Source organism: Streptomyces cacaoi, assembly GCF_006539165.1.
Taxonomy (GTDB): Bacteria; Actinomycetota; Actinomycetes; order Streptomycetales; family Streptomycetaceae; genus Streptomyces; species Streptomyces cacaoi.
In genome coordinates, this window is the sequence record NZ_BJMM01000021.1 from 28,370 (window position 1) to 53,430 (window position 25,061).

At 74.2% G+C, this 25,061-nt stretch carries 23 protein-coding genes; 7 read left to right on the plus strand and 16 right to left on the minus strand.

Translation table 11 applies throughout. The annotated features are described in order from the left end of the window. Positions 1 to 265: 265 nt before the first annotated feature. From abc-f to SCA03_RS19930, 3 genes are all read left to right on the plus strand, one after another. A complete protein-coding gene (gene abc-f, locus SCA03_RS19920) occupies positions 266 to 1,954 on the plus strand; it encodes a ribosomal protection-like ABC-F family protein (RefSeq protein ID WP_086815067.1) in 1,689 nt (562 codons plus the stop codon). A gap of 239 nt (positions 1,955 to 2,193) precedes the next feature. Further along, positions 2,194 to 3,096 carry a Vgb family protein gene (locus SCA03_RS19925; RefSeq protein ID WP_230988826.1) on the plus strand — a complete coding sequence of 301 codons (903 nt, stop codon included), beginning with the start codon at positions 2,194 to 2,196 and terminating at the stop codon, positions 3,094 to 3,096. Between the two features lie 111 nt (positions 3,097 to 3,207). After that, positions 3,208 to 3,993 carry a methyltransferase domain-containing protein gene (locus tag SCA03_RS19930; protein WP_086815066.1) on the plus strand — a complete coding sequence of 262 codons (786 nt, stop codon included), beginning with the start codon at positions 3,208 to 3,210 and terminating at the stop codon, positions 3,991 to 3,993. A gap of 163 nt (positions 3,994 to 4,156) precedes the next feature. Here the strand turns inward: SCA03_RS19930 and SCA03_RS19935 are convergent, their stop codons facing one another. The 4 genes from SCA03_RS19935 to SCA03_RS19950 all read right to left on the minus strand — a co-directional run bounded on the left by SCA03_RS19935 (position 4,157) and on the right by SCA03_RS19950 (position 8,309). After that, the gene (locus SCA03_RS19935) at positions 4,157 to 4,573 is read right to left on the minus strand and encodes an ankyrin repeat domain-containing protein (protein WP_030887880.1); all 417 of its coding nucleotides are present in this window, start codon (positions 4,571 to 4,573) and stop codon (positions 4,157 to 4,159) included. Between the two features lie 107 nt (positions 4,574 to 4,680). Then, positions 4,681 to 5,955: a GNAT family N-acetyltransferase gene (locus SCA03_RS19940; protein ID WP_086815065.1), complete on the minus strand. Its 1,275-nt coding sequence runs from the start codon at positions 5,953 to 5,955 to the stop codon at positions 4,681 to 4,683. A gap of 245 nt (positions 5,956 to 6,200) precedes the next feature. Then, positions 6,201 to 7,214, minus strand: a complete 1,014-nt coding sequence (locus tag SCA03_RS19945) for an asparaginase (RefSeq protein WP_078873873.1) — start codon at positions 7,212 to 7,214, stop codon at positions 6,201 to 6,203. 396 nt (positions 7,215 to 7,610) lie between these two features. After that, positions 7,611 to 8,309, minus strand: a complete 699-nt coding sequence (locus SCA03_RS19950) for an RsiG family protein (protein WP_141275545.1) — start codon at positions 8,307 to 8,309, stop codon at positions 7,611 to 7,613. Positions 8,310 to 8,902: 593 nt separating this feature from the next. Between SCA03_RS19950 and dtd the strand changes: the two genes are divergently transcribed. Further along, complete coding sequence (dtd, locus tag SCA03_RS19955) at positions 8,903 to 9,328, plus strand: D-aminoacyl-tRNA deacylase (protein ID WP_030887894.1); 426 nt, start codon at positions 8,903 to 8,905, stop codon at positions 9,326 to 9,328. 63 nt (positions 9,329 to 9,391) lie between these two features. Here the strand turns inward: dtd and ygfZ are convergent, their stop codons facing one another. The 12 genes from ygfZ to SCA03_RS20020 all read right to left on the minus strand — a co-directional run bounded on the left by ygfZ (position 9,392) and on the right by SCA03_RS20020 (position 20,291). After that, positions 9,392 to 10,423 (minus strand): CAF17-like 4Fe-4S cluster assembly/insertion protein YgfZ, encoded by a 1,032-nt coding sequence (gene ygfZ, locus SCA03_RS19960; protein WP_086813834.1) that lies wholly within the window; start codon positions 10,421 to 10,423, stop codon positions 9,392 to 9,394. Positions 10,424 to 10,432: 9 nt separating this feature from the next. Continuing rightward, positions 10,433 to 10,870 (minus strand): Fur family transcriptional regulator, encoded by a 438-nt coding sequence (locus SCA03_RS19965; RefSeq protein WP_030887901.1) that lies wholly within the window; start codon positions 10,868 to 10,870, stop codon positions 10,433 to 10,435. 154 nt (positions 10,871 to 11,024) lie between these two features. Next, the gene (locus SCA03_RS19970; protein WP_030887904.1) at positions 11,025 to 11,591 is read right to left on the minus strand and encodes a heme-binding beta-barrel domain-containing protein; all 567 of its coding nucleotides are present in this window, start codon (positions 11,589 to 11,591) and stop codon (positions 11,025 to 11,027) included. A 337-nt stretch (positions 11,592 to 11,928) separates the two neighbouring features. Then, complete coding sequence (locus SCA03_RS19980) at positions 11,929 to 12,297, minus strand: DsrE family protein (RefSeq protein WP_030887908.1); 369 nt, start codon at positions 12,295 to 12,297, stop codon at positions 11,929 to 11,931. Between the two features lie 106 nt (positions 12,298 to 12,403). Further along, complete coding sequence (locus SCA03_RS19985; protein WP_030887918.1) at positions 12,404 to 12,691, minus strand: DUF1416 domain-containing protein; 288 nt, start codon at positions 12,689 to 12,691, stop codon at positions 12,404 to 12,406. Positions 12,692 to 12,732: 41 nt separating this feature from the next. Beyond that, entirely contained in the window at positions 12,733 to 13,569 is an 837-nt protein-coding gene (locus tag SCA03_RS19990; protein ID WP_030887920.1) for a sulfurtransferase, read from the minus strand. Positions 13,570 to 14,356: 787 nt separating this feature from the next. Continuing rightward, positions 14,357 to 15,073 carry an LmeA family phospholipid-binding protein gene (locus tag SCA03_RS19995; RefSeq protein ID WP_030887932.1) on the minus strand — a complete coding sequence of 239 codons (717 nt, stop codon included), beginning with the start codon at positions 15,071 to 15,073 and terminating at the stop codon, positions 14,357 to 14,359. A gap of 178 nt (positions 15,074 to 15,251) precedes the next feature. Next, positions 15,252 to 15,674, minus strand: coding sequence for a DUF2267 domain-containing protein (locus tag SCA03_RS20000; protein ID WP_030894874.1), 423 nt, complete (start codon positions 15,672 to 15,674; stop codon positions 15,252 to 15,254). Positions 15,675 to 15,919: 245 nt separating this feature from the next. Next, the gene (locus tag SCA03_RS20005) at positions 15,920 to 16,342 is read right to left on the minus strand and encodes an Hsp20/alpha crystallin family protein (protein WP_086817700.1); all 423 of its coding nucleotides are present in this window, start codon (positions 16,340 to 16,342) and stop codon (positions 15,920 to 15,922) included. 274 nt (positions 16,343 to 16,616) lie between these two features. Further along, positions 16,617 to 18,278: a hypothetical protein gene (locus tag SCA03_RS20010; protein WP_141275546.1), complete on the minus strand. Its 1,662-nt coding sequence runs from the start codon at positions 18,276 to 18,278 to the stop codon at positions 16,617 to 16,619. A gap of 659 nt (positions 18,279 to 18,937) precedes the next feature. Beyond that, the gene (locus SCA03_RS20015; protein ID WP_030891813.1) at positions 18,938 to 19,204 is read right to left on the minus strand and encodes a MoaD/ThiS family protein; all 267 of its coding nucleotides are present in this window, start codon (positions 19,202 to 19,204) and stop codon (positions 18,938 to 18,940) included. A 13-nt stretch (positions 19,205 to 19,217) separates the two neighbouring features. After that, positions 19,218 to 20,291, minus strand: coding sequence for an alpha/beta fold hydrolase (locus SCA03_RS20020; RefSeq protein ID WP_086818153.1), 1,074 nt, complete (start codon positions 20,289 to 20,291; stop codon positions 19,218 to 19,220). 961 nt (positions 20,292 to 21,252) lie between these two features. Between SCA03_RS20020 and SCA03_RS20025 the strand changes: the two genes are divergently transcribed. The 3 genes from SCA03_RS20025 to SCA03_RS20035 all read left to right on the plus strand — a co-directional run bounded on the left by SCA03_RS20025 (position 21,253) and on the right by SCA03_RS20035 (position 25,024). Further along, positions 21,253 to 22,029: a winged helix-turn-helix transcriptional regulator gene (locus tag SCA03_RS20025; protein WP_086818150.1), complete on the plus strand. Its 777-nt coding sequence runs from the start codon at positions 21,253 to 21,255 to the stop codon at positions 22,027 to 22,029. Between the two features lie 362 nt (positions 22,030 to 22,391). Continuing rightward, positions 22,392 to 23,444: a LacI family DNA-binding transcriptional regulator gene (locus tag SCA03_RS20030; protein WP_030891819.1), complete on the plus strand. Its 1,053-nt coding sequence runs from the start codon at positions 22,392 to 22,394 to the stop codon at positions 23,442 to 23,444. A gap of 443 nt (positions 23,445 to 23,887) precedes the next feature. Then, on the plus strand, positions 23,888 to 25,024 hold the full coding sequence (locus SCA03_RS20035) for a S1C family serine protease (RefSeq protein WP_086818152.1): 1,137 nt from the start codon (positions 23,888 to 23,890) through the stop codon (positions 25,022 to 25,024). Positions 25,025 to 25,061 lie beyond the last annotated feature (37 nt).

Sequence of the window (25,061 nt, forward strand, 5' to 3'; positions counted from 1 at the left end):
GCGGTGGGCTTCGGAAGTCTGTTGCGCGGGTCGGTGCGACGTGCCATCATCCTAACGCGACAACCGTCGCGATAAAAGCCCGCCGGGTGTCCGGTCGGGCCGTGCAGAGCCGTACGGGGCCGTACAGGGCCGTGCTGAGCCATGTAGAGCCGTGCGCCCCGCCGGAATCCGGAATCAGAGGAGAAGCCGATGCTCGTCCGAAGCGCTCACCAGTCCCCGCGGCCCTCGCAGGCCGCTCCGTTCCGGAACGCTTCGGAGTGCGCGCATGCCGACACAGATCACCGCCCGGTCCGTCACCAAGTCGTACGAGGGCCGCACCGTTCTCGACGGAGCCGACTGCACGCTCAGGCCCGGTGAACGCGCCGGAATCGTCGGCGAGAACGGTTCCGGCAAGTCCACACTGCTGCGCCTGCTCGCCGGCCGCGAGCAGCCCGACAGCGGCGAGGTCGTCGTCCAGGCCGAGGGCGGCGTCGGGTATCTCGCCCAAGAGGAGCACCTCCCGGCGGAGTTGACCGTCCAGCAGGTCATCGACCGCTCCCTGGCCGTCCTGCGTTCCATGGAGGAACGCCTGCGGACGCTGGAATCGGCCATGGCACGAGGGGACGACTCCGTCCTCGCGGAGTACGGCGAACTGCTCACCGCCTTCGAACTCCGCGGCGGATACGAAGCGGAGGCGCGCGTCGAACGCGCCCTGCACGGCCTCGGCCTGGGCCTCCTGCCCCGCGGACGCACCGTCGGCGGGCTGTCCGGCGGCGAACGCGTCCGGCTGCGGCTGGCCGCTCTGCTCGCGGCCGGCCCCGAGATCCTCCTGCTCGACGAGCCCACCAACCATCTCGACGACGCCGCCCTCACCTGGCTCGAAGAGCATCTGCGCGGCCGACGGGGCACGACCGTCGCCGTCTCCCACGACCGCGCCTTCCTGGAGCGCGTCGCCACCACCCTGATCGAGGTCGACGCGGACACCCGCGCCGTCGAGCGGTACGGCAACGGCTACGCGGGCTATCTGCGGGAGAAGGCCGCAGCCCGCCGGCGCTGGGCCGAGTCCTACGAACGGTGGTGCGAGGAGGCCGCGAGGCTGCGCGAGGCCGCGGCCACCACCGCCCGCAGGGTGGCCCCCGGCAGAGCGATGAAGGACGGCAACAAGATGGCGTACGACCGCGCCGGAGGCCGGGTCCAGCAGTCGCTCGCCGCCCGGGTGCGCAACGCGGAGGAACGCCTGCGCCGCCTGCTCGCCGATCCGGTCCCCCCACCGCCCGAGCCGCTGCGTTTCGCCACCGCCCCGCGCACCGGCGGCCCGCTGTCGCCCGGCGCGGGCCGGCGCAGCGTGCTGGTGGCCGAGGCGGTGGCCGTCGACGGGCGGCTGGCCCGCACCGATCTCTCGCTGAAACCCGGCGCCCGGCTGCTGATCACCGGGCCCAACGGCGCCGGAAAAAGCACCCTGTTGCACGTCCTGGCGGGCAGGCTGACGCCCACGTCGGGCCGGGTGGAATGTGGCGGAGCGGTCGGGCTGCTCGCCCAGGAACCCGAACTCCCGCCCGGCGCCGGGGAGATGACGCTGCTCGACGCCTTCGCCCAGGGGCGCCCGGGAGCCCCGGAGGACCACACCCGGCGGCTGCTCTCCCTCGGCCTGTTCACCGCCGACCGGCTCGCCGTGCCCGTGTCCCGGCTGTCCACGGGGCAGCGCCAGCGGCTCGCGCTGGCCCGGCTGGTCACCGAACCCGCCGATGTGCTGCTGCTGGACGAGCCGACCAACCACCTCTCGCCCGCGCTGGTGGAGGAGTTGGAGGCGGCGCTGGAGCAGTACACCGGCGCGCTCGTCGTCGTCAGCCACGACCGGCGGCTGCGGCAGCGATGGCGGGGCGAGCGGCTCTCCCTGGAGTCCGCTCCTCCCCCTCTCGGGGAGGCCTCGCTCCCCCTCGGCACGGCGGCACCGCACGAGAGGAGCACACGGTGACGGCCACCCCGAACACCCCGGATACCTCGAAGGCTCAGAACGCCCCGAAGACACCGAAGGCTCACAACACTCCGGACACCCGGAGCGCGCCGGACGTGCAGAACACTCGGAACACTCGGAAGACGCCGCACGCCCCGGGCACTTCGAACGCCCCCACGACTGCGGACGCCCCGCGCACCGGGGGCGCCCGGTACCTCCCGGCGATCGCGGGGGCCGCGATCGCCGGGCCGGGGAGCGCCGTGGAACGCATCGCCGTCGCCGAGGACGGAGCGGGCCCCTACGACCTGGTCACCGGGCCGGACGGCGCCCTGTGGCTCACGCTCGTCCACTCCGGCGAGATCGGCCGCCTGGCCCCCGACGGCCGGTTCGACCGCTTCTCCCTGGGCGCTCCCGGCTGTGCGCCGTGCCGGATCGTGGTGGGCCCGGACGGCGCCCTGTGGTTCACCCGGACCAAGGACCACCGCATCGGGCGGATCACGGTCGACGGCCGGGCCACGGCCTTCACCCCGCCCACCCCCGGCTGCGCGCCCTGGGATCTCACCGTCGGCCCGGACGGGGCGCTGTGGTTCACGGAGACGACGGCGGACCGCATCGGCCGGATCGCCGTGGAGGGAGAGATCACGGAGTTTCCGCTGCCACTGAGCGGAGCCTTTCCCTCCGGCATCGCGGCCGGCCCGGGCGGGGCGCTGTGGTGCACGCTCAACCAGGCGGACGCCCTGGCCCGGGTCGGCCTGGACGGCAAGGTCACGGTGCTGCCGCTGCCGACTGCGGGGGCCGCCCCGGTCGGGCTGGCCGACGGGCGCGGCGGGGGAGACGAGGCGGTGTGGTTCGTCGAGATCGGGGCGGGCCGGCTCGGCAGGGCGACGCCGGAGGGAGACATCCAGGAGTTCCCCCTGCCGGACAGCGCGTCCCGGCCGCACGCCGTCACCGTCGCCCCGGACGGCACCCGCTGGTTCACCGAGTGGGGAGCGCACCGCGTCGGCTGCCTGGCGCCGGACGGCACGCTGACCGAGTACGCACTGCCCGAGGGGGCGCAGCCGCACGGGGTGGCGATCGGCCCGTCGTCCGCCCCACCGGGCTGGACCGTCCATGTGGCGCTGGAATCGGGGGAGGTGGCGACGATCGGCACGGGCAGCGCATGACATCTCCGCACCCCGGCGCGCACAGCCGGTGACAGTACCCGGCGGGGCCGCCGAGCAGGATCGGGGCCCGCCCCGGCCAGGCGGCCGGACGCTTTCGACAAGGATGGAGACATGGCACACCCCGACACGTTCGACGCTCTCGTCGCCGAGGCGGAGGCGGCCCCGGTCGAGGGCTGGGGCTTCTCCTGGCTCAGAGGCCGGGCCACGGAGGACCGCCCTTCGTGGGGCTACCAGCGGCTGATGAGCGCACGCCTCGCCGCCGCGGGCGCGGCACTCGATCTTCAGACGGGCGGCGGCGAGGTCCTGGCGGAGGCGGAGAAGCTGCCCCCGGTGATGGCGGCGACCGAGGGCTGGCCGCCGAACGTCGCGAAGGCCACCACACTGCTCCGGCCGCGCGGCGTGGTGGTGGTCGCCGTACCGGACGAGCCGCCGCTGCCGTTCGGGGACGGGGCGTTCGACCTGGTGACGAGCCGCCACCCGGTGCGGCCGTGGTGGCAGGAGATCGAGCGGGTGCTGGAGCCGGGCGGCACCTATCTGGCCCAGCACGTGGGCCCGGCCTCGGTGTTCGAGCTGGTCGAGTTCTTCCTCGGGCCCCAGCCGGAGGGGCGCGCCCAGCGGCGTCCCGAGGACGAGGTGGGGGAGGCGCGGGCGGCCGGTCTGGAGATCGTCGATCTGCGGGCGGAGCGCCTGCGGATGGAGTTCTTCGACGTCGGCGCCGTGATCTGGTTCCTGCGGAAGGTCGTCTGGATGGTCCCGGACTTCACCGTCGACCGCTACCGCGACCGCCTGCTGGAGCTGCACGAACGGATCCGCGCCGAGGGGGCGTTCGTGGCGCACTCCGCCCGGCACCTCATCGAGGCACGCAAGCCGGCGGCCCCCGGCCCGGGCAACCGATGAGTCGGCCGGGCCCGTACCGGGGCAGCCGCGGCAGAGCGGTCAGACGCAGGGAGCGGTCAGACGCAAGGAGTCGTCACCAGTAGGACAACCAGGCACGGCGGAACGGCCCGGTACAGCAGGGCAGTCGGGTGCAGGAGAGCGGTCGGGAGTGGAAGGGGGGGAGTCAGCCGCCGAAGAGCTTCAGCAGGTCCTGCTTCTCGAACATCCGGGCGGTGTCGATGGCGGAGGGGGTGCCGGCGTTGGGGTCGGCGCCCGCGTCGAAGAGCACACGGACGACCTCCTCCTCGCCCTTGAAGACCGCTCCCGCCAAGGGGGTCTGCCCCCGGTCGTTGGCGCGGTCGGGGTCGGCGCCGCGTGCGACGAGGGCGCGGACCGTCGCCGGGTGGCCGTGGTAGGCGGCCAGCATCAGCAGGGAGTCGCCCTTGTCGTTGGTGAGGTTCGCCGGGACGCCGGCGTCCACATAGGCGGCGACGGTGTCGACGTCCCCGTGCCGCGCGAGATCGAAGATCTTCTGCGCCAGCTCCAGGACCTCCGGGTCGTGTGCGGGCTCGTCGCTCTCGGGTGTGGGTGCGTCCGTCATGCCGTCAGCTTACGTACGGTGCGCCCGGTGAGCGCGCCGTGTGCTGCCCGTCCGGTGCGGGCGCCCTCCGGAACCGGTGCGGGCGCCCTCCGTACGGGCCGGGCCGGTCAGAAGGTGTCCGGGCACCAGGGGCGGCGGGCGGTGCGCAGCAGAAGCGTCGCGGACTCGGCGGCTCCGGCCCGGTGTTCGGTGAGACGGCCGAGCTGGGCGAGGCGTACGGCGGTCTCGTCGCCGAGGTAGAGGCAGGCCAGTTCGCCGACGTCGAGGGAGAGGTCCGGCTCGCCCCGGGTGGTGGTGCACCGGGCACCGTCGGGTCCGGCTTCGAGGCGGAAGCGGCCGCCGGTGTAGCCGTCCGCGTCGTGGATGTCCAGGACGAGCGTGCCGGGGGTGGAGTAGCTCCGGCTCTCCAGCATCCGCGGGACGTCCAGCGGGCGCAGCCACAGCAGATCGCAGAAGGAGGTGACACGGGCGGCACGCGGATCGGGCAGCAGGTGGGGCAGCACGTCGTCGGGGGCGCGCGGCCCGGTGCGCAGGGTCTGCACCCAGTCGGTGGCCAGGAGGTACCGCCACAGCGCGGTCTCGGCGGCGGTGCTGGTGGCGAACAGGTCGTGCACCTGGAGCGTGTTGTCGGGGCGGTGCCCGTCCCAACGGTCGTCGACGCTGTAGGTGGCCGCGCCCTGGGGTATGCCGTCGCCGTCGCGGTAGACGGCGTGGAAGGCGGGGGTGAACCCGTCGCCGGGGTAGCGGTGCCGGCCGGTGAAGTTCTCCCACCAGCGGGCGGTGCGGTCGATGGTGCCCTGCCGGTGGGCGCCGGAGCGGAAGCGGTCGTGCACGGCGGGCAGGGTGTGCAGCAGCTCTTCGGGGGTGACGAGGTCGATGCGTCCGGGGTCGCCGAGGTCGGCGGGGCCGGCATGACGCCGGTCGAGCCCGGTGCGGCCCAGCGAGACCTCCCAGGAGGAGATCCAGGCGGCCGGGCCGAAGCCGTACCGCCCGTAGATCGGGTATTCGGCGGCGGTGAGGCTGGCCATGGGGTCGCCGCGTTCCTTGGCGGCGTCGAGGGCGTCGGCCATCATCCGGCTGAGCAGTCCCCGCCGTCGGTGGGTGGCGGTCACGGTGACGTTGGTGACGGCGCACGCGGGCAGGGCCGTTCCGCCGGGGACGGTGAGCTGTTGCGGGGTGGTGCGGAAGGTGGCCACGCAGCGCCCGTCGTCCCAGGCGCCCTGGGTGCGTGCCAGGTCGATCCCCGGCGCGCGCTGGGCGATCTGCTCGGGGCCGATCGGTGCGCTGCGGAGAAACCCGGTGGCCATCGCCCGGAGCCACTCGGGCAGCTCCTCGGGGCTGTGCAGGGGGCGGACGTCGAGGCTGTCGGCGCTGTAGGGCATGGCGTCACGCTAGGTAGACGCTTGGCGGGGTGCACCCGGATTTCGGCAGGGGACAACGGGGGTGCGCGTCCCGGGCGGGGCGCTGCCGGGTGGTACGCCTCGGCGCGGGCTGCGCGGCACGCACCGCACGGGCCCGCGCGTCCCGTACGGGCCCGCGAGCCCGGCCGAACTTTCAGCAGCAGCCAGCGGCCTCGGAAGGCGAAACCCTTCGGGGGGCGGCGGTCTTGAAAGGTGGCGGACGGGGGTCAGAAGGTGGCGCGGATTTCGCCGACCCGTTCGCCGCCGCCGAGCAGCGGGGCGTCGGCGAGCCGGGCCAGTACGGGCGAGGTGACGCCCATGTGCGCGCCCAGGACCCGGGCCAGCACGGGGCCGAGGGCGCGTGTGCCGCCGTCGTCCACCTTGAGCGCGACGGCGCGGCCGTCCGGCAGCGCGAAGCCCTGGACGGCCTCGGCGCCCATCTTGCTGAGGGAGCCGGGGAGTTCCCGCATCAGCCAGGTGTCGTGCCGGCGGGTACCGGCCACATATTCGGGGTGTGCGCGCATGGCGGCGGCGACCCGGCCCTCGGCGGAGTCGGACGGGGCCAGCGCGAAGTGGCGGAACCCGCGCGCCAGACCGGTGAGGGAGACGGCCATCAGGGGTGCGCCGCAGCCGTCCGTCCCGGTGTGTGCGACGGGGTCACCGGTGGCCTCCTCCAGGGTGTCCCGGATGAGCAGCTGGAGCGGGTGCTCCGGGTCGAGGTAGCTGTCCAGGGGCCAGCCGTTGCGCAGGCAGGCCGCGAGCATGGCGGTGTGCTTGCCGGAGCAGTTCATGGCGGCGCGGCTGCGTGCGTGCCCGGCGGCGAGGTAGGCGTCGGCCTCCTCGCGGTCCAGCGGGAGGTCGGGCGGGCAGCCCAGCGCCGACTCGTCGAGCCCGTACTCCGTCAGCATCTTGTGGACGAGGTCGAGGTGGAAGCGCTCGCCCGAGTGGCTCGCCGCGACGAGGGCCAGCCGTTCGCCGGAGAGCTCGACACCGGCGCGCAGGACGCCGGCCGCCTGGAACGGCTTGTTCGAGGAGCGGGGGAAGACCGGTGCTTCGGGGTCGCCCAGTGCGAACGTCACGCTGCCGTCCTCGGCGAGGACGACCAGCGAGCCCCTGTGCTGCCCTTCGGTGAAGCCGGACCTGACGACCTCGGCGAGCACGGGAGGTATGGCAGCGGGCATCGGGCGACCTTTCCGGTGGGTCCCGGTGGGACGGGGCGCGGGCGGAGCGCGGGCGGACATGTGCGCCTCTCACCGTAACCGGAGGCTTGGGCCCCTCTTGTCACAGGTGGGGAACGACCGGGGCTCCGTACCTGCCGTCACGCCTGTCACCACGGCCGGAGCCCGAGGTTCGTCCCCTGCCTGTGCGGTTTGCCACGCCCTGGCCCGTACCCGGCCTCCGGCCGCACCCACCTTCGCCCGGACCGGCCACCCCGCCTTCGCCCGGAGCGTCCACCCCACCTTCGGTCGGACCGGCCGCCCCCGCCTTCGCCCGGACCGGCGGCACTCCGCCTTCGGCCGGACCGGGCCGGGCCGCTCCGGCCGGGCGGTGAACACGATCGTGATGGTGCACACGGTCCCGGCGGTGGGTGTGACCGCAGTGGTGGGTGCGGCCGGGACGGCGGACCGGTGGGGTGGTCAGGCCAGGAGGTCGTCCACCTGGGCCTCGCCCTCGCGATAGCGGCGGGCAATCTCGGTGCTGCAATCGTCGGCCGTGCGCTGTAGATCCTGGCGGCGCCGGGAGACCTGCTGTTCGTAGCGGACGAGCCGGCCCATCGCGTCGTGGAGTTCGTCGTCGGTGCGGGCGGTCAGATCGCTGAGCTCCACTTCGGCGAGCATCTCCTCGGCCAGCTCCCGGTACTCCTCGCCGCGCGGCGCGCCCAGGGTCACGTGCCGGGCGGAGGAGCGCTGGCGGGAGGGGGTGTCGGCGAGGATCTCGGGCAGCAGGTCCAGCAGGGGTGAGCCGGCGCAGCTGCGGCGGGCGAGTTCGGCGCGCAGGATGTCGATCCGGCCCTGGAGAAGCCGGCGGACATAGCTGAGGTCCGCCTCGTCCTGCTGGGCGGACCTGCGCAGGGTGCGCAGTTCGGGCAGGCGCAGCGTGTGCAGATCGGGCCGGATCCGGTCGCGCAGCGCCTCACGGCCGGCCCGCTGCTGGGGCGAGCGGGTCCGGACGGTCGCCGCGAGCCCCCGGGGCTGCGCGGGCGGTGCGGTCTGCGGTGTCGGTGCGGTCGGTGCGGCCCGTGCGGGCTGTGGGGGCCCGGTCGGTGCGGTCCTGTGGAGCGCTGACCACTGTGCGGCCACCCCGGTCGGTGTGCCGTCGGCTCCGGTGCTGTTCATGGGCGGTGTCCCCTCATCGTCCCCTCAACGTTCCCTCGTCGTCCCCTCAACGTTCCTCGGCGCTCGTCGCCCCCCGCGCCCCCCTCCTGAGGCCCTCCTGAGGCCGTGCCCTGTTGTTGCTTGTTGCTCCCTGTTGTGCCCTGCTGCGGCTTTTCTGCCCTGCTGTGCCCTTCCGGATTTCTGCTCCGCCCCCTCCGTGACCCTCCGCGCCCCCTTCGCGACCCCCGGGGCCACCCGGCGGCATGCCCCTGCCGGGGCGGGCCCGAGGGGCGGGTGGGGTGTGCGTCCGTCGGCGCTCGCCGGTGCGCACCGCTGTTCGCCGATACCCGATTCGCGCCGGTGCGTTCCGACGTATCCCGATGTGCCCTGATGTGCTCTGTGTTCCCCGGTGACCGGTCGGCATCCCCTCGGTGTTTCTCGTCCCTCTGAGCGGCAAGGACTGCCTTGTCCCTGCGTGGCAACGGCGCGCACACGGCACCGGAAACGCGCCGCGTGTGCGCATCGTGCCACTCCGTGACGGGTGTGTGCAGCGGGCCGAGCGTCCGTACGGCCGGGGTGCACACGGCCGAATCGGCGCACGGCATGATGGCCGGATGCGAGCAGTGGTACAGAGAGTGGACGGCGCGAGCGTCGAGGTGGACGGCCGGGTTGAGGGCCGGATCGACGGCGAGGGCCTGTGCGTGCTGGTCGGCGTCACGCACGAGGACACCCCGGCGAAGGCGGCGCAGCTGGCGCGCAAGCTGTGGTCGGTGCGGATCCTGCACGGAGAGAAGTCGTGTTCGGACACCGGCGCACCACTGCTCGTGATCAGCCAGTTCACTCTCTACGGTGACGCGCGGAAGGGCCGCAGGCCCACCTGGAACGCCGCGGCGCCGGGCCCGGTGGCCGAGCCGCTGGTCGACGAAGTCGTCGCGCAGCTGCGGGCGTTGGGCGCGGAGGTCGCCACCGGTGTCTTCGGGGCCGAGATGAAGGTGTCGCTGACGAACGACGGCCCGTTCACGGTGCTGCTGGAGGTGTGAGCGGCACCGGTGCCCCGGCCGCGGGCGGATGCCCACGGCCGGGGCCGGTTCGGCGGGCGCGGTTCAGGGGGCGACGACGACTTCCTGGGCCGCAGCGGTGGCGTCGTCGCCGACGATCAGCGGGGCGTCCACCGGCACGTTCCGCTTGACCAGGGCCAGGGCGATGGGCCCCAGCTCGTGGTGGCGGACGCAGGTGGTGACGAAGCCCACCGGGCGCCCCTCGGGCGCGGCCCCGGCCTCGGGGCGTGCGGCGTCGCCCTCCGCGATGCGCACCTTGTCGCCGTGCACGGGGATGTGCACCTCGCTGCCGTCGAGGTGCAGGAAGACCAGCCGGCGCGGGGGCTTGCCCAGGTTCTGCACCCGGGCGACGGTCTCCTGGCCGCGGTAGCAGCCCTTGTCGAGGTGGACGGCGGTGCCGATCCAGCCGACCTCGTGCGGAATGGTCCGGTGGTCGGTCTCCAGGCCGAGCCGGGGGCGGTGCGCCTCGACGCGCAGCGCCTCGTGGGCGAGGACGCCGATGGCGGGCGCGTACTCCTCGGCGAAGCCGGGCAGCTCGGCGCGCGGCAGGAAGACGTCCCGGCCGTGCGGGGTCTCGCGGACGGCGGCGGCCGAGGCGGGGGTGGCGGCGATGGAGCCGGCCGGCAGATGGACGACGGCGTACTCGTCGGTGCGGTCGGCGATCTCGACGCGGTAGAAGAACCGCATGCTCTCCAGATAGCCGACCAGTTCGCCCTGTTTGCCGGGTTCGGTGTGCATCCACACCGTCTCCCCGTCGTCCACGAGTTGCAGGGCCTGCTCGATGTGGCCGTTGGCGGAGAGGATCAGCGCGTCGGTGGCCTGCCCGGCGGGCAGTTCCGTCATGTGCTGGGTGAGCAGCAGATGCAGCCAGGAGAGCCGGTCGTCACCCGAGACGGTGACGACGCCGCGGTGCGACAGATCCACGAAGCCGGTGCCGTCGGCGAGTGCGCGTTGCTCCTTGAACAGATCGCCGTAGTGGGCGGCGACGCCCTCGTCCGGCGCCTGGGCCGGGACGGCTCCCGGCAGGGTCAGCAGGGGGCTGTGGACGGGGCCGTCGCTGGAGCTGCTGGAGGACATACGACCAGCCTACGACGGGCTCTCGGCCGCCTTCGAGGCGCAGTTGCCGCACCGGCCGAAGATGGCGAAGTGCTTCATGTCGGTGTCGAAGCCGAAGCGTTCGCGCAGGGTCCGGGTGAAGGGCTCGGCCACCGAGAGATCGGCCTCGATGACGCCCTCGCAGTCCCGGCACACCAGGTGCATGTGGTGGTGCCGGTCGGCCAGGTGGTAGGTGGGGGCGCCGTGGCCCAGGTGCGCGTGCGAGACCAGGCCCAGCTCTTCGAGGAGATCGAGGGTGCGGTAGACCGTCGAGATGTTCACGCCGCCGGCCGTGCGCCGCACCTCGGCCAGGATGTCGTCCGGGGTGGAGTGCTCCAGCTTGTCCACGGCCTCCAGCACGAGCTGGCGCTGCGGGGTGAGCCGGTACCCGCGTGCCCTCAGATCGCTCTGCCAGTCGGTGGTAGCCACGCCGTCCAGTGTAGGAGAGGCGGCGGGCGGTCCGGACCGCCTGTACCGGCCGGGGCCGGCCGCCGGGTCACCCGGGGGCGGGCCCCGCGGACGGGGCACCGAGGGTGCGGGCGATACCGGCGGAGGGCGTCGGACCGTGGAGGACGGCGGGGGATTACTTGAAGAAGGCGATGCCGTCGTCGGGGAGGTCGACGACGTCCTTGGCCCACTCGCTGGGGTCGACGACCTTCTTCAGCTGCGCCGACATGTAGGGGCGCAGCGGCTCGTCCGGTGTGGCCTTCTCGCCGACCCACATCAGATCGCCGTTCACGTACCCGTACAGGCGCTTGCCGCCGCTGTAGGGGGCGGCGGGGGCGGTGCGGGCGACGGCGTCGGTGGCGAGGTCGATCTGCGGCTTCTGGTCGGCCAGTTCGCCGTACCAGACCTCGGCGATGCCCTGGTCGCGGATCATCACGACCGAGACCTGGCGGTCCTTGTCGATGCGCCAGTACCCCGTCTCGGTCTCCAGCGGGGCGACCTTCTTGCCCTCGGAGTCCAGCCGCCACGAGTGGGAGACGTACTCCAGGAAGTCGCGGCCGTCGTGGGTGAAGGTGACCTCCTGGCCGAAGTTGCACTTCTCCTCGCCGGCTCCGGGCTCGGCGACGCCGGCGCCGGTCCAGTTGCCGAGCAGGAAGGCCAGGGGGACGAGGTCCGGGTGCAGGTCGGACGGGATCTCGATCATGGGGAACTCAGACGGTCGATGCGGAGCGGGTGGTCAGCGCTGGCCCTGGTACAGCTTCTTGAACGTCAGCCCGGCGAAGGCCACGGTGCCGATGCAGACCAGGACCATCAGGGCGGTGAAGAATGCCTCAAGCACGGTGATTCTCCTTGCGCATGTACCGAAGGGGCGTACGGGCGGACGCGGCCCACTCTAGCTGTCGGCTCCACGGGGCGCGCTGCGAGGGAGGCCGGTGGAGGGGCAGGCCCGGCGGCGCGCCCCGGCGGCGTCCCGGCACAGCGGGCAACGGCCGTCGGCGGACGGCGGGGCGGCGGCCCTCGGCAGATGCGCGGGCAAGGGGTCAGTAGACGAGGGCCTGGACGCCCTCCGGCATGATCTCGCTGACGAAGACCTGCGCTCCCGCGATCCGGACGCCCTCGATGACGTCCTCCTCCGTGATGTCCCGCCGGGCCGCGCACTGGGTGCACAGGGTGAGCGTGCCGGTGGCCTGGACGGCGGCGATGAGATCGGGGAGCGGAGCGGAGTGCGGCAGCTCGAACGCGGCCGCGCGGCCGGGAAGCGCGAACCAGGCGGACTCGCCCGTGAGCCACAGGCTGACCTCCACCCCGCTCGCGGCCGCGACGGAGGCGACCGTGAACGCCTGGGAGCACCGCTCCGGGGCGTCCGCGCCGGCGGTGAGCTTGATGACGAGCTTCTTGCGGTGGGCCATGCACCGCAGCATAGGAGGCGCGGGGCGGACCGTGGACCGGTCCGTCCCGCGCCCGGTGCCCGAAGGCCCGGCGGCCAAAAGGCGCACCGGGCCGGAGAAGGGCAGGTCAGACCGCGATGGTGACCTCGGCCAGGCCGCCCTGCTGGGCGACGACCTTGCGGTCGGCGGAGCCGCCGGGCACCAGCGCCCGCACGGTCCACGTCCCCTCGGCCGCGTAGAACCGGAACTGCCCGGTGGCGGACGTCGGTACCTCGGCGGTGAACTCGCCGGTCGCGTCCAGCAGCCGGACGTAGCCGGTCACGGGCTCGCCGTCCCGCGTCACGCTGCCCTGGATCGTCGTCTCGCCGGGCTTGACGCCCGAGGCGTCGGGGCCGCCGGCCTGTGCTCCGCACATGGTGTTCTCCTTGGGTTCCGCTCGCTCCGTCGGGAGGGTGGTCAGTTCGAGCCCAGCTCGACGGGGACGCCGACGAGCGAGCCGTACTCGGTCCAGGAGCCGTCGTAGTTCTTCACGTTCGGCTGGCCCAGCAGCTCGTGCAGCACGAACCAGGTGTGGGCCGAGCGCTCACCGATGCGGCAGTAGGCGATGGTGTCCTTGCCGAGGTCCACGCCCTCGCCCTCGTAGAGCGCCTTCAGCTCCTCGTCGGACTTGAAGGTGCCGTCGTCGTTGGCCGACTTCGACCAGGGGATGTTGCGGGCGCTGGGCACATGGCCGGGGCGCTGCGACTGCTCCTGCGGCAGATGGGCCGGGGCCAGCAGCTTGCCGCTGAACTCGTCGGGGGAGCGGACGTCGACGAGGTTCTTGCTGTTGATCGCGTCCACGACCTCGTCGCGGAAGGCGCGGATGGAGGTGTCCTGCGGCTGGGCCCGGTACTCGGTGGCCGGGCGCTGCGGGACCTCGGCGACCAGGTCGCGGGAGTCCAGCTCCCACTTCTTGCGGCCGCCGTCGAGCAGCTTGACGTCCCGGTGGCCGTAGAGCTTGAAGTACCAGTAGGCGTAGGCGGCGAACCAGTTGTTGTTGCCGCCGTAGAGGACGACGGTGTCGTCGTTCGCGATGCCCTTCTCCGAGAGCAGCTTCTCGAAGCCGGCCTGGTCGACGAAGTCGCGCCGCACCGGGTCCTGGAGGTCCTGCTTCCAGTCGATGCGGATCGCGTTCCTGATGTGGTTCTTGTCGTAGGCGGAGGTGTCCTCGTCCACCTCGACGATGACGACCTTGGGGTCGTCGATGCGGGCCTCGACCCAGTCGGCGTCGACGAGGACGTCGCTGCGGCTCATGCTGTGCTCCTCACGGTGGTGGGGCGGGGGCTGGGCTTGCGGTGCTGCTCGGGTGCTCGTTGCCCGAGTCGCTCGGGGTGCCAGGTGCTGTCCGGTGCCGGCCCTGGTGCCTGTCCGGCTGCGGCCGGGCCGCGGGCCGTCCGGTTGTGGCGGCCGTACCGCCGCCGGTCGCTCGCTGCGGCTGCCGGTCGCTCGTCGTGCCGGGCCTCCGGTGGCTCTCGTCCGCCGTCCGGCGGTGGTGGCCGGCGGGGAGGCGGGCCGGAGCCGGGTGCGCGCGGTGCGCTCGCGTACCCCTCGGCGCGGCCACGGACGGCGGGGAGGCCGGAACGGGTGGGCGGCGAGGGGCGGGGCGGCGGCCGGGCGCGGCGGGTGAGCCGGCGATCCGGCGTGGGCCGGACCGGCCGGGGCCGGGCGGTACGGGGCCGTCAGCGGGCGGTGCGACAGAGCATGGCGGCGATGCGGCACAGGTCCACTGTCCGTCGCTTGGTGAGGTCCGCCTGTCGCTTCATGCGCCGATCGTAAGGACGAGCCGGGGGCCGTGTCACCGGGGATCCGGACTATGAGACGTACGAGTCCGGAATGTGGGAAGCGGGCGGGGTGCGCGGTCGTCGCCCGCCGCGGGAGGGGCCGGGCGGTCCTGCTGTGCGGACCGGGCGGTCTCGGTCCGTGGGATCCGGCCACGCGGCCACCGGCCTCCGTGCCTGCCTGCGCCGCCCGGAGCCTCGCCCGCGCGCGTCGGGGCGCCGTGGGGAGGCCGAGGCGGCCGAAGGGAGCGCCGTGCGGGGGATCAGCCGGTGAGTTCGACGTCGGTGCCGCTCATGGAGAGGTCCACGCCGTCCCGGTCGGCCACGACCTTCTCCAGCTTCAGGCCCTCGGGCAGCTTGTCGATCTTCCGCTGGAAGTCGATCTTCTTGCGGATGGTCTCCTCCACGCCCGGCAGCTTCGAGCCGGGCACGTCGTCGGCGTGCAGCCGCACGGTGTCGCCGCCCGTCACGCTGACCGTGCTGTGGACGCTCCGCTCCACGGTGCGGCCCACCAGCGGCAGCGTCACCCCCGCCGTGACCTTGACCTGGCTGCGGCCCGAGGCGTCCTTGCCGCCCCAGCTCACGCGCACCCCGTCGTCCGCCGCCTTCGACAGGTCGTCGTAGGAGATGTGGACGGTGCCGGAGGCGCGTTCCGCGGTGCCGGAGGTGTAGTCGTCGGCCAGATCGACGTCGTGCGCCGTCATGGAGACCTTGCTCAGCCGCACCTGGCGGTCCCCGGCCGTGGCCGTCATCCCGCTCAGCTCCGCCTCCACCTTCTCCAGCCGTCCGCCCGCGACCTGGGTCAGGAAGGGGAAGCCCGTGATGGAGACCGAGGCGTCGCCGGAGGAAGGGACGTCCAGCCCGCTGCGGAGCTTGTCGGCCACCTTGTCCTCGGCGAGGTTGACGGCGATTCTGTCGGCCGCCACGAAGAGACCGGCGAGCACCAGCAGAATCACCAGCACCGTGCGGAGTGCGCGCATCGCGTTCGGTTCCCCCTGTGGTCGGTTCGGGCGGGCCGTCGTCCGGTGGTGGCGGGCGCCCTGCGGTGAGCGTAACCCGCTCCCGGGCAACCGCCCGGGCCAGGTCGGACGGGGGCCCACCCGAACCGGCCGGGCGGGACGTACCGCCGCCCGGCCGGCCGTCCGTGCGGCACCGGCTTCAGGCCGCCGGGATCAGCTCCGCGCGGCCGAACAACAGCGCGTATCCCGGGGGCAAGGACGCGATCAGACGGCCGGTCAGTTCCTCACCGGCCGCAACGGCCACCGCGCACAGCACGGACCCGGCGTCCCAGCGCGCCGCCGCGTGGTCGGCGGACCCGAGCCGCGCCGCGAGCGCGTCGACGAACTCGGCGCCCGTCGACGCGCCGCCCGCCGGCTGCGCCGCAGCGGCCGAGGCGCGCGCGGGGACGGCGAGCAGGGGCGCCGCCGTGCGCGGCAGCCGGGCGGCGAGTGCGGCGCGCTCCGCCGGGCCGAGCTGCCGGGCGAGCAGCGGCAGCACCGCGCGGAGCACCCGCTCGGCCTGCTCCCGTGTGCGGTAGCGGCCCAGCTCGCGCACCTGCTGGACGAGGTCGTTCCACTGCATTGTTCAGTTTTTCCTCTCTGCCGAGGTGTCTGCTCTGCTGAGCTGTCTGCCCTGCCGAGGCGTTTGCTCACGTTTGCTCTGGCGAGGTGTCCGCCGAGGTGGCTGCTGCCGAGGGGCTTTCCGCCCTGCTCGGGCGGCTTCCCGCCGCCGCGGCTCCCGGGGCGGGGCGGCCGTTTCGGGGCCGCGGCGGCGAGGACGGCGGGTGCTGACGGTCCTGTCGGGTGCTGACAGGGGCGGACGGTGCGTCAGCCGGCGATCTGGCGGGCGCCGTCGCCCCCGGTGACCTGGATCTTCCGCGGCTTGGCCTGTTCGGCCACCGGTACCCGCACCGTGAGGACTCCCGCGTCGTACGAGGCGCTGATCCGCTCGGTGTCGAGCGTGTCCCCGAGGAAGATCTGGCGGCTGAAGCGGCCCGTCGGACGCTCGGCCGCGATCTGTTCGGCGTTCTGCGGGAGGGGCGAGCGCCGTTCCGCGCGGATGGTGAGGACGTTGCGTTCGACGTCCAGATCGATGGTCTCCGGGTCCACGCCGGGCAGGTCGAGGTGTGCGGTGACGTGGTCCCCGTCGCGGTAGGCGTCCATGGGCATGCCCGCGGGGCGGGTCGCCGTGCCCATGAGCTGGCCGGCGAGGCGGTCGAGGTCGCGGAACGGGTCGGTGCGCAGGAGCATCACTGTCATCTCCTTCCACGGTCGGTGCGGCCGGAACGGGTCGGTCCGGCCTCGCGATGCCCTATGTGCACCTATATAGCTCACGGACAGGAAAGTTGACAAGCCGGGGCTCAACTCGGCGGCCCGATGGCTGCCCGGCGGCGGGGAACCCCGGTGACGGGCGGACACAGACCTCCGGCCCGGCCGTCGTGGCGGACGACGGCCGGGCCGGAGGAGAGGCGGAGGAGGTGCGGAGGAGGGGCGGAGGAGGTGGTGGGCGAGCGCCCGGGGCCGGTCAGCCCAGGACGCGGCCGAGCAGGTACCAGGCCGGGACGGCGAGGGTGAGCGGCAGCGCGACACCGGCCGTCATATGGACGAAGCGCGAGGGCCAGTCGTAGCTGGCGACCCGCAGCCCGGCCAGTGCGCACACCCCGGCACCGAGGCCGAGCAGCGCGGCCTGCGGGCCCGTGCCCGTCACCTGGCCCATCGCGACGCCCGCGCCGGCCGCCGCGGCCAGCGCCACCAGCGGGGAGACGTACGCGGGCAGCGGCACGGCGCGGGCGAGCGCGGCGACCGCGACCGCGACGGCGCCGATCGTCACCCCGTCCGCGTCCGCCGGGATCGTCCCCGCCGCCAGCACCGTGAGCCCCGTCGCCGCGAGCCCGGCGGTGAGCGCGTAGAGCCGCTCGTCCGGGCTGGAGTGGTTGCGCAGTTGGAGGATCACCGACAGCACGCACCACACGCCGGTGGCGCCGATCAGCACCGTCGTCGCCTGGTCGCCGTCGGTCAGCAGGAGACCCACGTCGGCCGAGACGCCGGCGAGGAACGCCAGCGCGATGCCCTGCCGGGCCGGCCACATGCCGTTCAGCCGGTACCAGCCCGCCGCCGTGAACGCCTGGAGCAGTACGACGCCGCAGGCCAGCGCGGTGTGGCCGAGCGGCGCGAGCCCCGCCAGCAGTGCGGCGAGCACCGTCGTGACCCCGGCGGGCGCGAGCCCCGGCGCGATGATCGGCGATCCCGTCCGCCGTGTCCCGCCCTCCTGGGCACCCGCCTCGGCGGTGCCGTGCGGGCCGGACGCCTGCCGGGGGTCCGGGGCCGGGTGGCCGGGAGGCGCACCCGTCGGCGCCGGGCCGTGGGCGCCTGCCGCGGCCGGGTACGGGGCGCCGGGGGCCGGTGCGGCGGTCGGCGACGACGGTGACGCCAGGGACGCCGGGGACGCCGGGGACGACGGCGACGGTGTCGGCGAGGGCGTCGGGGACGGGGAGGAGAACGGCTGCTGTCCGTGCATGGGCTCGTGTTCCGGTGGAAGCGGTCCCGGGTGCGGGTGCCGGGGGCGCGCCGTGGGCGCGGTGGCACCGTCCGCGGACCGGCGGGCGGGGTCGGTGGACGGATCGGTGCCCGGTCCGGGAGCCGGCTCGGGCAGGGGCAGAGCTGTCGAGGTGCCGTCGGCCCCGCCGGTACCGCCGTGCGCGGCGTACGCACCGTGTGCGCTGTGCCCGCTGTGCCCGCCGTTGTCCGGGTCGGGGGCCGGGGCGGGAAGCGGGGACGCCGACAAGGACGGGCCCGTCGGCGACGTGGGGGCCAGGGGGACGGGGTGTCCGGGGCTGTGGTCTCCGGTCGGCGGGAGGCCGCGGCCCGGGGACGGTTCGCGGGTCACCTCGTACGTCGGTTCGTAGGACACCTCCCCGCCGTAGGGCGGGCCGTACGCGGTGCCGTAGGGCGGACCGTGCGGAGCGTGCGGAGACGGGGCGGTGGGGTCGTACGGCGTGCCGTAGGGGCCGGGCGGCGGGGAGCCGTACGACGCCGCCGGCTGCTCGGGCGGCAGCGCGTTCCCGCCCTCGGCGCCGTACGGCCCGGGCTGCTGTTCGGGTAGCGGCTGCGCTCCCTGCGGCCGGTGGTCCGGCCGCTCCTGGGGAAGCGGTTGCGGGCTCTCGCCCGGAACGGGGCGCAGAGACACGGTGCCGCCGTCGCCAGGACCTGCGCCGTCCCCACCGTCCCCACCGCCCCGCGGGGCCGGGGGCGCGCTGCCGTAGGACGCCTGCCCGTAGGGCTGCACGGCGTACGGCTGCTGCCCCGACGGCTGCGGGGCGTAAGGCTGTTCGGCGTAAGGACTCTGCGAGTAAGGACTCTGCGAGTAAGGGCTTTGCGAGTAAGGGCTTTGCGAGTAAGGGCTGTGCGAGTAAGGGCTTTGCGAAGAAGGTCCCTGTGCGTAGGTCCCGTGTGCGTGCGGCTGCGGGGCGTACGGGGTGCCGGGGGTGTTGCCGTAGGAACTCCCGCTGTAAGGGCCGGTGCCGTAGGGATGCGCGGGCGGCGCCGTGCCGTACGGACCCGACGGCGGTGGTGTGCCGTAGGGGCCGGTCTCCGGCCGGTCGCCGTAGGGCAGTTGCCCAGGGTGCTGCGGCCCATGTCCGTCGTACCGGCCGTCTCCGTACGGCAGTGGCCCGAGGCCGTCCGGATCCACGGGGCCGTAGGCGCCCGGGCCCTCGCCGTCGCCCGGGGCGCCGGGCAACTCCCCGGACTCCGGCTCCGGTTGGTGGCCCGTCCCGTCGGCGCGGTAGGGGCCCGGACTTCGGGGACCGTAGGAGCCGTGGTCGCCGGGGGGCGGTTGCCGGCCGGTCATCGGGCGCCGCCCGCGAACGGGGGGAGGACCTCGACGGTGCCGCCGTCGCTGAGCCGTACGGAGTCGTGCTCCCGGGTGCCGACCGGGGTGCCGTCCACCAGGAACGAGCACCGCAGCAGGACCCGGGCGAACTCGGGCCGCCCGGTGTGCGTCTCGCGGGCGCGCACCAGCGCGTCGGCGAGGGTGTCCGCTTCGTATGGCTCCTCCGCCGTGCCGGCGGCGGCCTTTGCCGCCGCCCAGTAGCGGATCGTGCCGCTCGCCATGGTGGGGTCCCTCTCAGCCGTCCGTGCCCTGGGTGCCTGCGGTGGTACCGGCGTCGCGCGGCCGAGCCGGCCCGTCCGCGGCGCGGCTCCCATGATGGCGCCTCGCCCCGGGCGCGTGTGCACGGGCGGTCTTCTCGCCGCCGTCCGGTCCGTCGCCGGTGCCGGGGGAGGGCCGGGCCGTACCGGCGCCGAGGCGTGTGACCAGCCAGTCGCCGATACGGTGCAGCAGCTCGGGCCCGGCGGCGTTCTCGGCATGGCCGAAACCCCGCTCGATCCACAGCTCGCAGCCGTCCGGCCCGGCCGCCTCGGCGAGCGAGCACGGGTGGTCGAGCGGGAAGTACGGGTCGCTGTCGCCGTGCACGACGAGCAGCGGTACCGGGGCGAGCAGCGGTGCGGCGGCGACGGGGGAGAGGGGCACCGGGTCCCAGTCGTGCGGATGGATCCGGGTGCGCAGGCCGAGGCGGGAGACGACGCGGCCGAGCGGGTGCTGCACGGCCCAGTGGAGGCGGCGCATGGGTGCCGTGCCCCGGTAGAACCACCGGGCGGGCGCGCTCACGGCGACGACGGCGTCCGCCGCGGTGGACGGCGCCGGTCCGTCGGTCGCCTCGGTCGCGTCGGTCACTTCGGTTGCCGCGTCGGTCACCTCGGTCGCGACGTCCCCGTCCGCCGTGTCATCGGTGCCGGCCGTGGCATCGGCATCCGCGTCGGCTGTGGTGGCCGCTTCGGCCGTGTCCGCGTCAGCCGCGACCGGTGTCTCCGCCGTGGCGGTCGGTTCCGGGCGGCGGTGCAGGGCGCCGTGGCGCAGGACGACGGAGCCGCCCATCGAGAAGCCGACGGTGGCCACGCGGTCGTGGCCGAGCCGCCGTGCCCAGGCGACGGCCGCCGCCAGGTCGAGCACCTCGCGGTCGCCGACGGTGGAGCGTCCGCCCGATCCGCCGTGACCGCGGAACGAGAAGGTGATCACGGCCCCGTGCGCGGTGAACGCCGCCGCGGCGCGGCGGACCGCCGGACGGTCGAGCGAGCCGGTGAAGCCGTGTGCGAGGACGAGTGCCGGGGCCTTCGCGGGGTCCGGGGCGGCGTCCGGGATGCTCGGGGTGTCCGCCCGCGCTCCCGGCCCGGCGGCGCCGGTGACGCCGGGGACGCCGGTGACAGAAGCGGTGGCGGTACCGGCGGCTCCGTACGCGGCAGAGGCGGCAGCAGCGGAGGTAGCGGTACCGGATGCGGAAGCGGCGGCACCGGGCGCGGACACGGCGTTCGGCGCGGAAGCGGCACCGGGCGCGGCCCCGCCGTGGGACGCGGTCCCACCGTGGGATGCGAGCGCAGTGCCCGGCACGGAAGCAGGGCCCGGCAAGGGAGCAGGGCCCGGTGTCGAGGCAGCGGGTGGTGCGGGGCGGGGTGACGGGGGGTCGTAGCGGGCCTCGATGCGGACGCCGTCGGCGGTGATCAACTCCGTGCGCAGCACGCCGTTCCGCTCCCGCTCCCGCGCGGTGCCGCCGCCTGACCGTTGTGCTCCGTTCCTCCGGGCCTGCCCGCTTTCTCCGGTTGTTCCCGTACGCCGCCGGACGCTCGATACGCCGCGTTTTCCGGTGAGTTGGCCGCTACGGAAGGTGACGAGCATGCGGCGAGCGCGAGCGAGGTCACATGCCGCTCGGTAGGTCATGTGGGTATTCTGCTCGGCAAGGAGGATCCGGGCAGCGTCGCCCCCGGGTCCTTTCGTGCTTTCTGGGGGCCCGCGTCCGTATCCCCCGGGCGTGGCCCGGTCCTCGGGCAGTGCCGTACGAAGCAGTACCGCCACACTTCCCCCGGGCAGCTGCCCGGGTGGCGCCCCCGGCGCGGGGCGCCAGGAGGGAACTCGACGTCATGGTCAAGCGAACCGTGCAGAAACGAGAACGTACGACCGCACACCGACCCGTCCCCGACCCGTCGCCCGCCGCACCCCGCACCCGCCGTACCGCGCGCGTCTCCCGCTCGGCGCGTACCTCGCCCGTCCCCCGCACACCGCTCCCTTCCCGGGACCCGGCCGCCGGGCGAGGGGAGGCCGTGCGCGCATGAGCTCGCTCCTGCTGCTCACCAACGCGCTCCAGCCCTCGACCGAGGTGCTGCCCGCGCTCGGCCTGCTTCTGCACAATGTGCGCGTCGCGCCCGCCGAGGGGCCGTCGCTGGTGGACGCGCCGCAGGCGGACGCCCTCCTGATCGACGGCCGGCGCGACCTTCCGCAGGTCCGTTCGCTGTGCCAGCTGCTCCGCTCGACGGGGCCCGGCTGTCCGCTGCTGCTCGTCGTGACGGAGGGCGGGCTGGCCGCCGTCACCGCCGACTGGGGCGTGGACGACGTCCTGCTGGACACGGCGGGGCCCGCCGAGGTCGAGGCGCGGCTGCGGCTCGCCTGCGGCCGGCAGCAGACCGCGCTGGACGACGGGCCGACGGAGATCCGCAACGGTGATCTGTCGGTGGACGAGGCCACCTACAGCGCCAAGCTGAAGGGCCGCGTCCTGGACCTGACCTTCAAGGAGTTCGAGCTGCTGAAGTTCCTCGCGCAGCACCCGGGACGGGTGTTCACGCGGGCCCAGCTGCTCCAGGAGGTCTGGGGCTACGACTACTTCGGCGGCACCCGCACCGTCGACGTCCATGTGCGGCGGCTGCGCGCCAAGCTCGGCCCCGAGCACGAGGCGCTGATCGGCACCGTGCGCAACGTCGGCTACCGGTTCGTCTCGCCCGAGAAGGCGGAGAAGACGGCCGAGGAGAAGCAGGCGGCGGCCGACGAGCGGGCGGTCGCGGATGCCGCGACGCGGGTGGCCAGAGAGGCGGCCCGCTCCCGGTCGAGCTGAGCGGCGCTCGGCAGGCTCGGGAGCCGGTTCGGCTTCCGCCTCCGGGCGGAACTCCCGCCCCGGGCCCGTTCTGATCCGCTTCTGATCCGCTTCTGATCCGCTTCTGATCCGGTTTTGATCCGCTTCCGACTCCGGGCCGGGCTCCCGCTCCGGGCCGGATCCGCCTCCGGGCGGTTCTCGCCTCCGGGACGGTCTCCGTTCCGGTTCCGGGCCGCGGGTCCGTCGACGGTCCCCCGCCGGGCATCCGCCCCTCGGGAGGCCGCCGACGGACCCGGTGAGGCCCGTGACGGTCCCGGACAAGGCCCGTGGAAGCGGCCGGAACTACCCCGTACACCGTCCGGGTACACGCGTAGACTGCCCGGGTGGCCAAGGTGACGCGGGACGACGTGGCGAGGCTGGCAGGCACCTCGACGGCGGTTGTCAGCTATGTGATCAACAACGGTCCCCGGCCGGTCGCCCCGGCCACCAGGGAACGGGTGCTCGCCGCCATCCAGGAGCTGGGGTACCGGCCGGACCGGGTGGCGCAGGCGATGGCCTCGCGCCGTACCGACCTGATAGGTCTCATCGTCCCGGACGCCCGGCAGCCGTTCTTCGCGGAGATGGCGCACGCCGTGGAACAGGCGGCTGCGGAGCGCGGAAAGATGGTGCTGGTCGGCAACTCCGACTATCTCGACGAGCGCGAGGTGCACTATCTGCGGGCCTTCCTCGGTATGCGGGTCTCCGGCCTGATCCTCATCAGCGCGGGCCCGAGCGAGACGGCGGCCAACGAGATCGACGCCTGGGACGCACGGGTGGTGCTGATGCACCGGCGGCCCGAGGCCATCGACGATGTCGCCGTCGTGCTCGACGACGTCGGCGGCGCCCAGCTCGCCACCCGGCATCTGCTGGAGCACGGGCACGAGACGGTGGCCTGCCTGGGCGGTACGGAGTCCACGCCGGAGAAGGGCGACCCGGTCACCGACCACATCGAGGGCTGGACGCGGGCGATGCGGGAGGCCGGCAAGTCCGTCGAGGGCCTGCTCATCGAGTCCCCGTACAACCGCTACGACACCTACCGGCTCGGCCTGGACCTGCTCGCGAAGGAGGACCGGCCGACGGCGCTGTTCTGCGCCACCGACGACCAGGCCATCGGCATCCTGCGCGCGGCCCGGGAGCTGGAGGTGCGGGTGCCCGAGGAGCTGGCCGTCGTCGGCTTCGACGACGTGAAGGAGGCGGCGCTCACCGATCCGCCGCTGACCACCGTCGGCTCCGACCGGGAGGCGATGGCCAAGGCCGCCGTCGACCTGGTGCTGGACGACTCCCTGCGGGTGTCCGGCGCCCGCACCGCGATGGTGCCCGGCGGCAAGGGCCGGGTGCGGCAGTTCCCCTCCGGGCTGGTCGTACGGCGCTCCTGCGGGTGCCCGGCGGTTCCGTAGCCGTAGCCGTAGCCGTAGCCGCAGCCGCAGCCTCGGCCGGAGCCGGGCGGGAGCCGTGGCCGGTCCCGTCGCGCGGGAGCCGTGGCCGAGCAGGGCCCGCCGGGCGGGGAGTTCAGCTTTTCGGGGTTTCTCAGCGGCTCCTCAGCCGGTTCTCATCTTGCGGGGCGAAGCTCGTCGGTATGGAGAACTTCGGCGGCAACGCGAACAGCGGACGGGTCGGCCGGGACGCGGCGCCCCGGCCGGACGAGCAGACGACGACGGCACAGATCCCGCAGCCGGACGGGACCGATCGCACCGCTTCGGCGGCCCGGACGGCTCCTGCGGCCCGGACGGCTCCTGCGGCTCAGGAGGCGCGAACCGCGCCGATTCCGCAGCAGTTCGGACAGGTTCCGTCCGGCGCGGAGCCGGGGCCGGGGCCGACGGGGCCGGGGACGACGCGGAGCATGCCCGCCGTCGGCGCGGCCCCTCCTCCCGGGACGCCTCCGCCGCCGCCGGCCCCGCCCGCCTTCGGCGCCCAGGACGGCCCGTCCGGCGCGTACGGCCCGTCCCACGGCGCCGCCGAGGGGGCCACGGCCGCCGGGGCGCCGGGGTACGCGACGCTGCCTCCGTACGGGAGCGGTGCGGGCGGGCCGGAGGGGCCGCAGGGCCCGTCGGGGACGGGCGCCGGGGGCCGCGGCCGGTGGCGGCGGAAGCCGGCGGCGCTGCTCGCGGCGGTCGCGGTGGCGGCGGCGCTGGTCGGCGGAGGCGCCGCGTTCGGGATGGACCAGCTGTTCGGGGACGACGGCGGTCCGGGCACGGTCGCGTCGGCGGGCGCGAACGGCAGCCCCACGGCGGCCAAGGGCACGGTGGCGCGGGTGGCGCAGGATGTGAGCCCCAGCGTGGTGGAGATCAGCGCGACGACCTCTTCGGGGAAGTCCCTGGGCTCCGGCGTGGTGATCACCAAGGGCGGCGAGATCGTCACCAACAACCATGTGCTGGCGGGCGCCGACACCGTCAAGGTGACCTTCAGCAACGGGAAGTCCGCCGCGGCCGATGTGGTCGGCACCGACGCCGCCAAGGACCTGGCGCTGGTGAAGGTGAACGGTGTGGACGGGCTCAAGCCGGCGGTGCTCGGCGACTCCGACAGCGTGGGCGTCGGCGACCAGGTCGTCGCCATCGGCTCCCCGGAGGGGCTGACGGGCACCGTGACCAGCGGCATCGTCTCCGCCAAGGACCGCAAGGTGACGGTGCCGAAGGAGGGCGGCAGCGAGGGCGGCTCCGGGCGGGGCGACCCCGGGGACGGCTGGCCGTTCGAGTTCGGCGGTGACGAGTACAACGGCGATGTCGGCAACGACACCACGTCCTACAAGGCCATCCAGACCGATGCCTCGCTCAACGTGGGCAACTCCGGCGGTGCGCTGATCAACATGTCCGGGCAGGTCGTCGGCATCAACTCGGCGATGCTGCCGGCCGGCGGGGGCCAGAGCGGCGGCAGCCAGGTCTCGCAGTCGGACCCGGGCAGCGTCGGCCTGGGCTTCGCGATCCCCTCCAACGATCTGAAGAAGGACCTGGACGCGCTCCGCAACGGCGGCGATGACTGATCCGGGAGACTTCGGCGGGGGTGCGGGCACGGAGGGT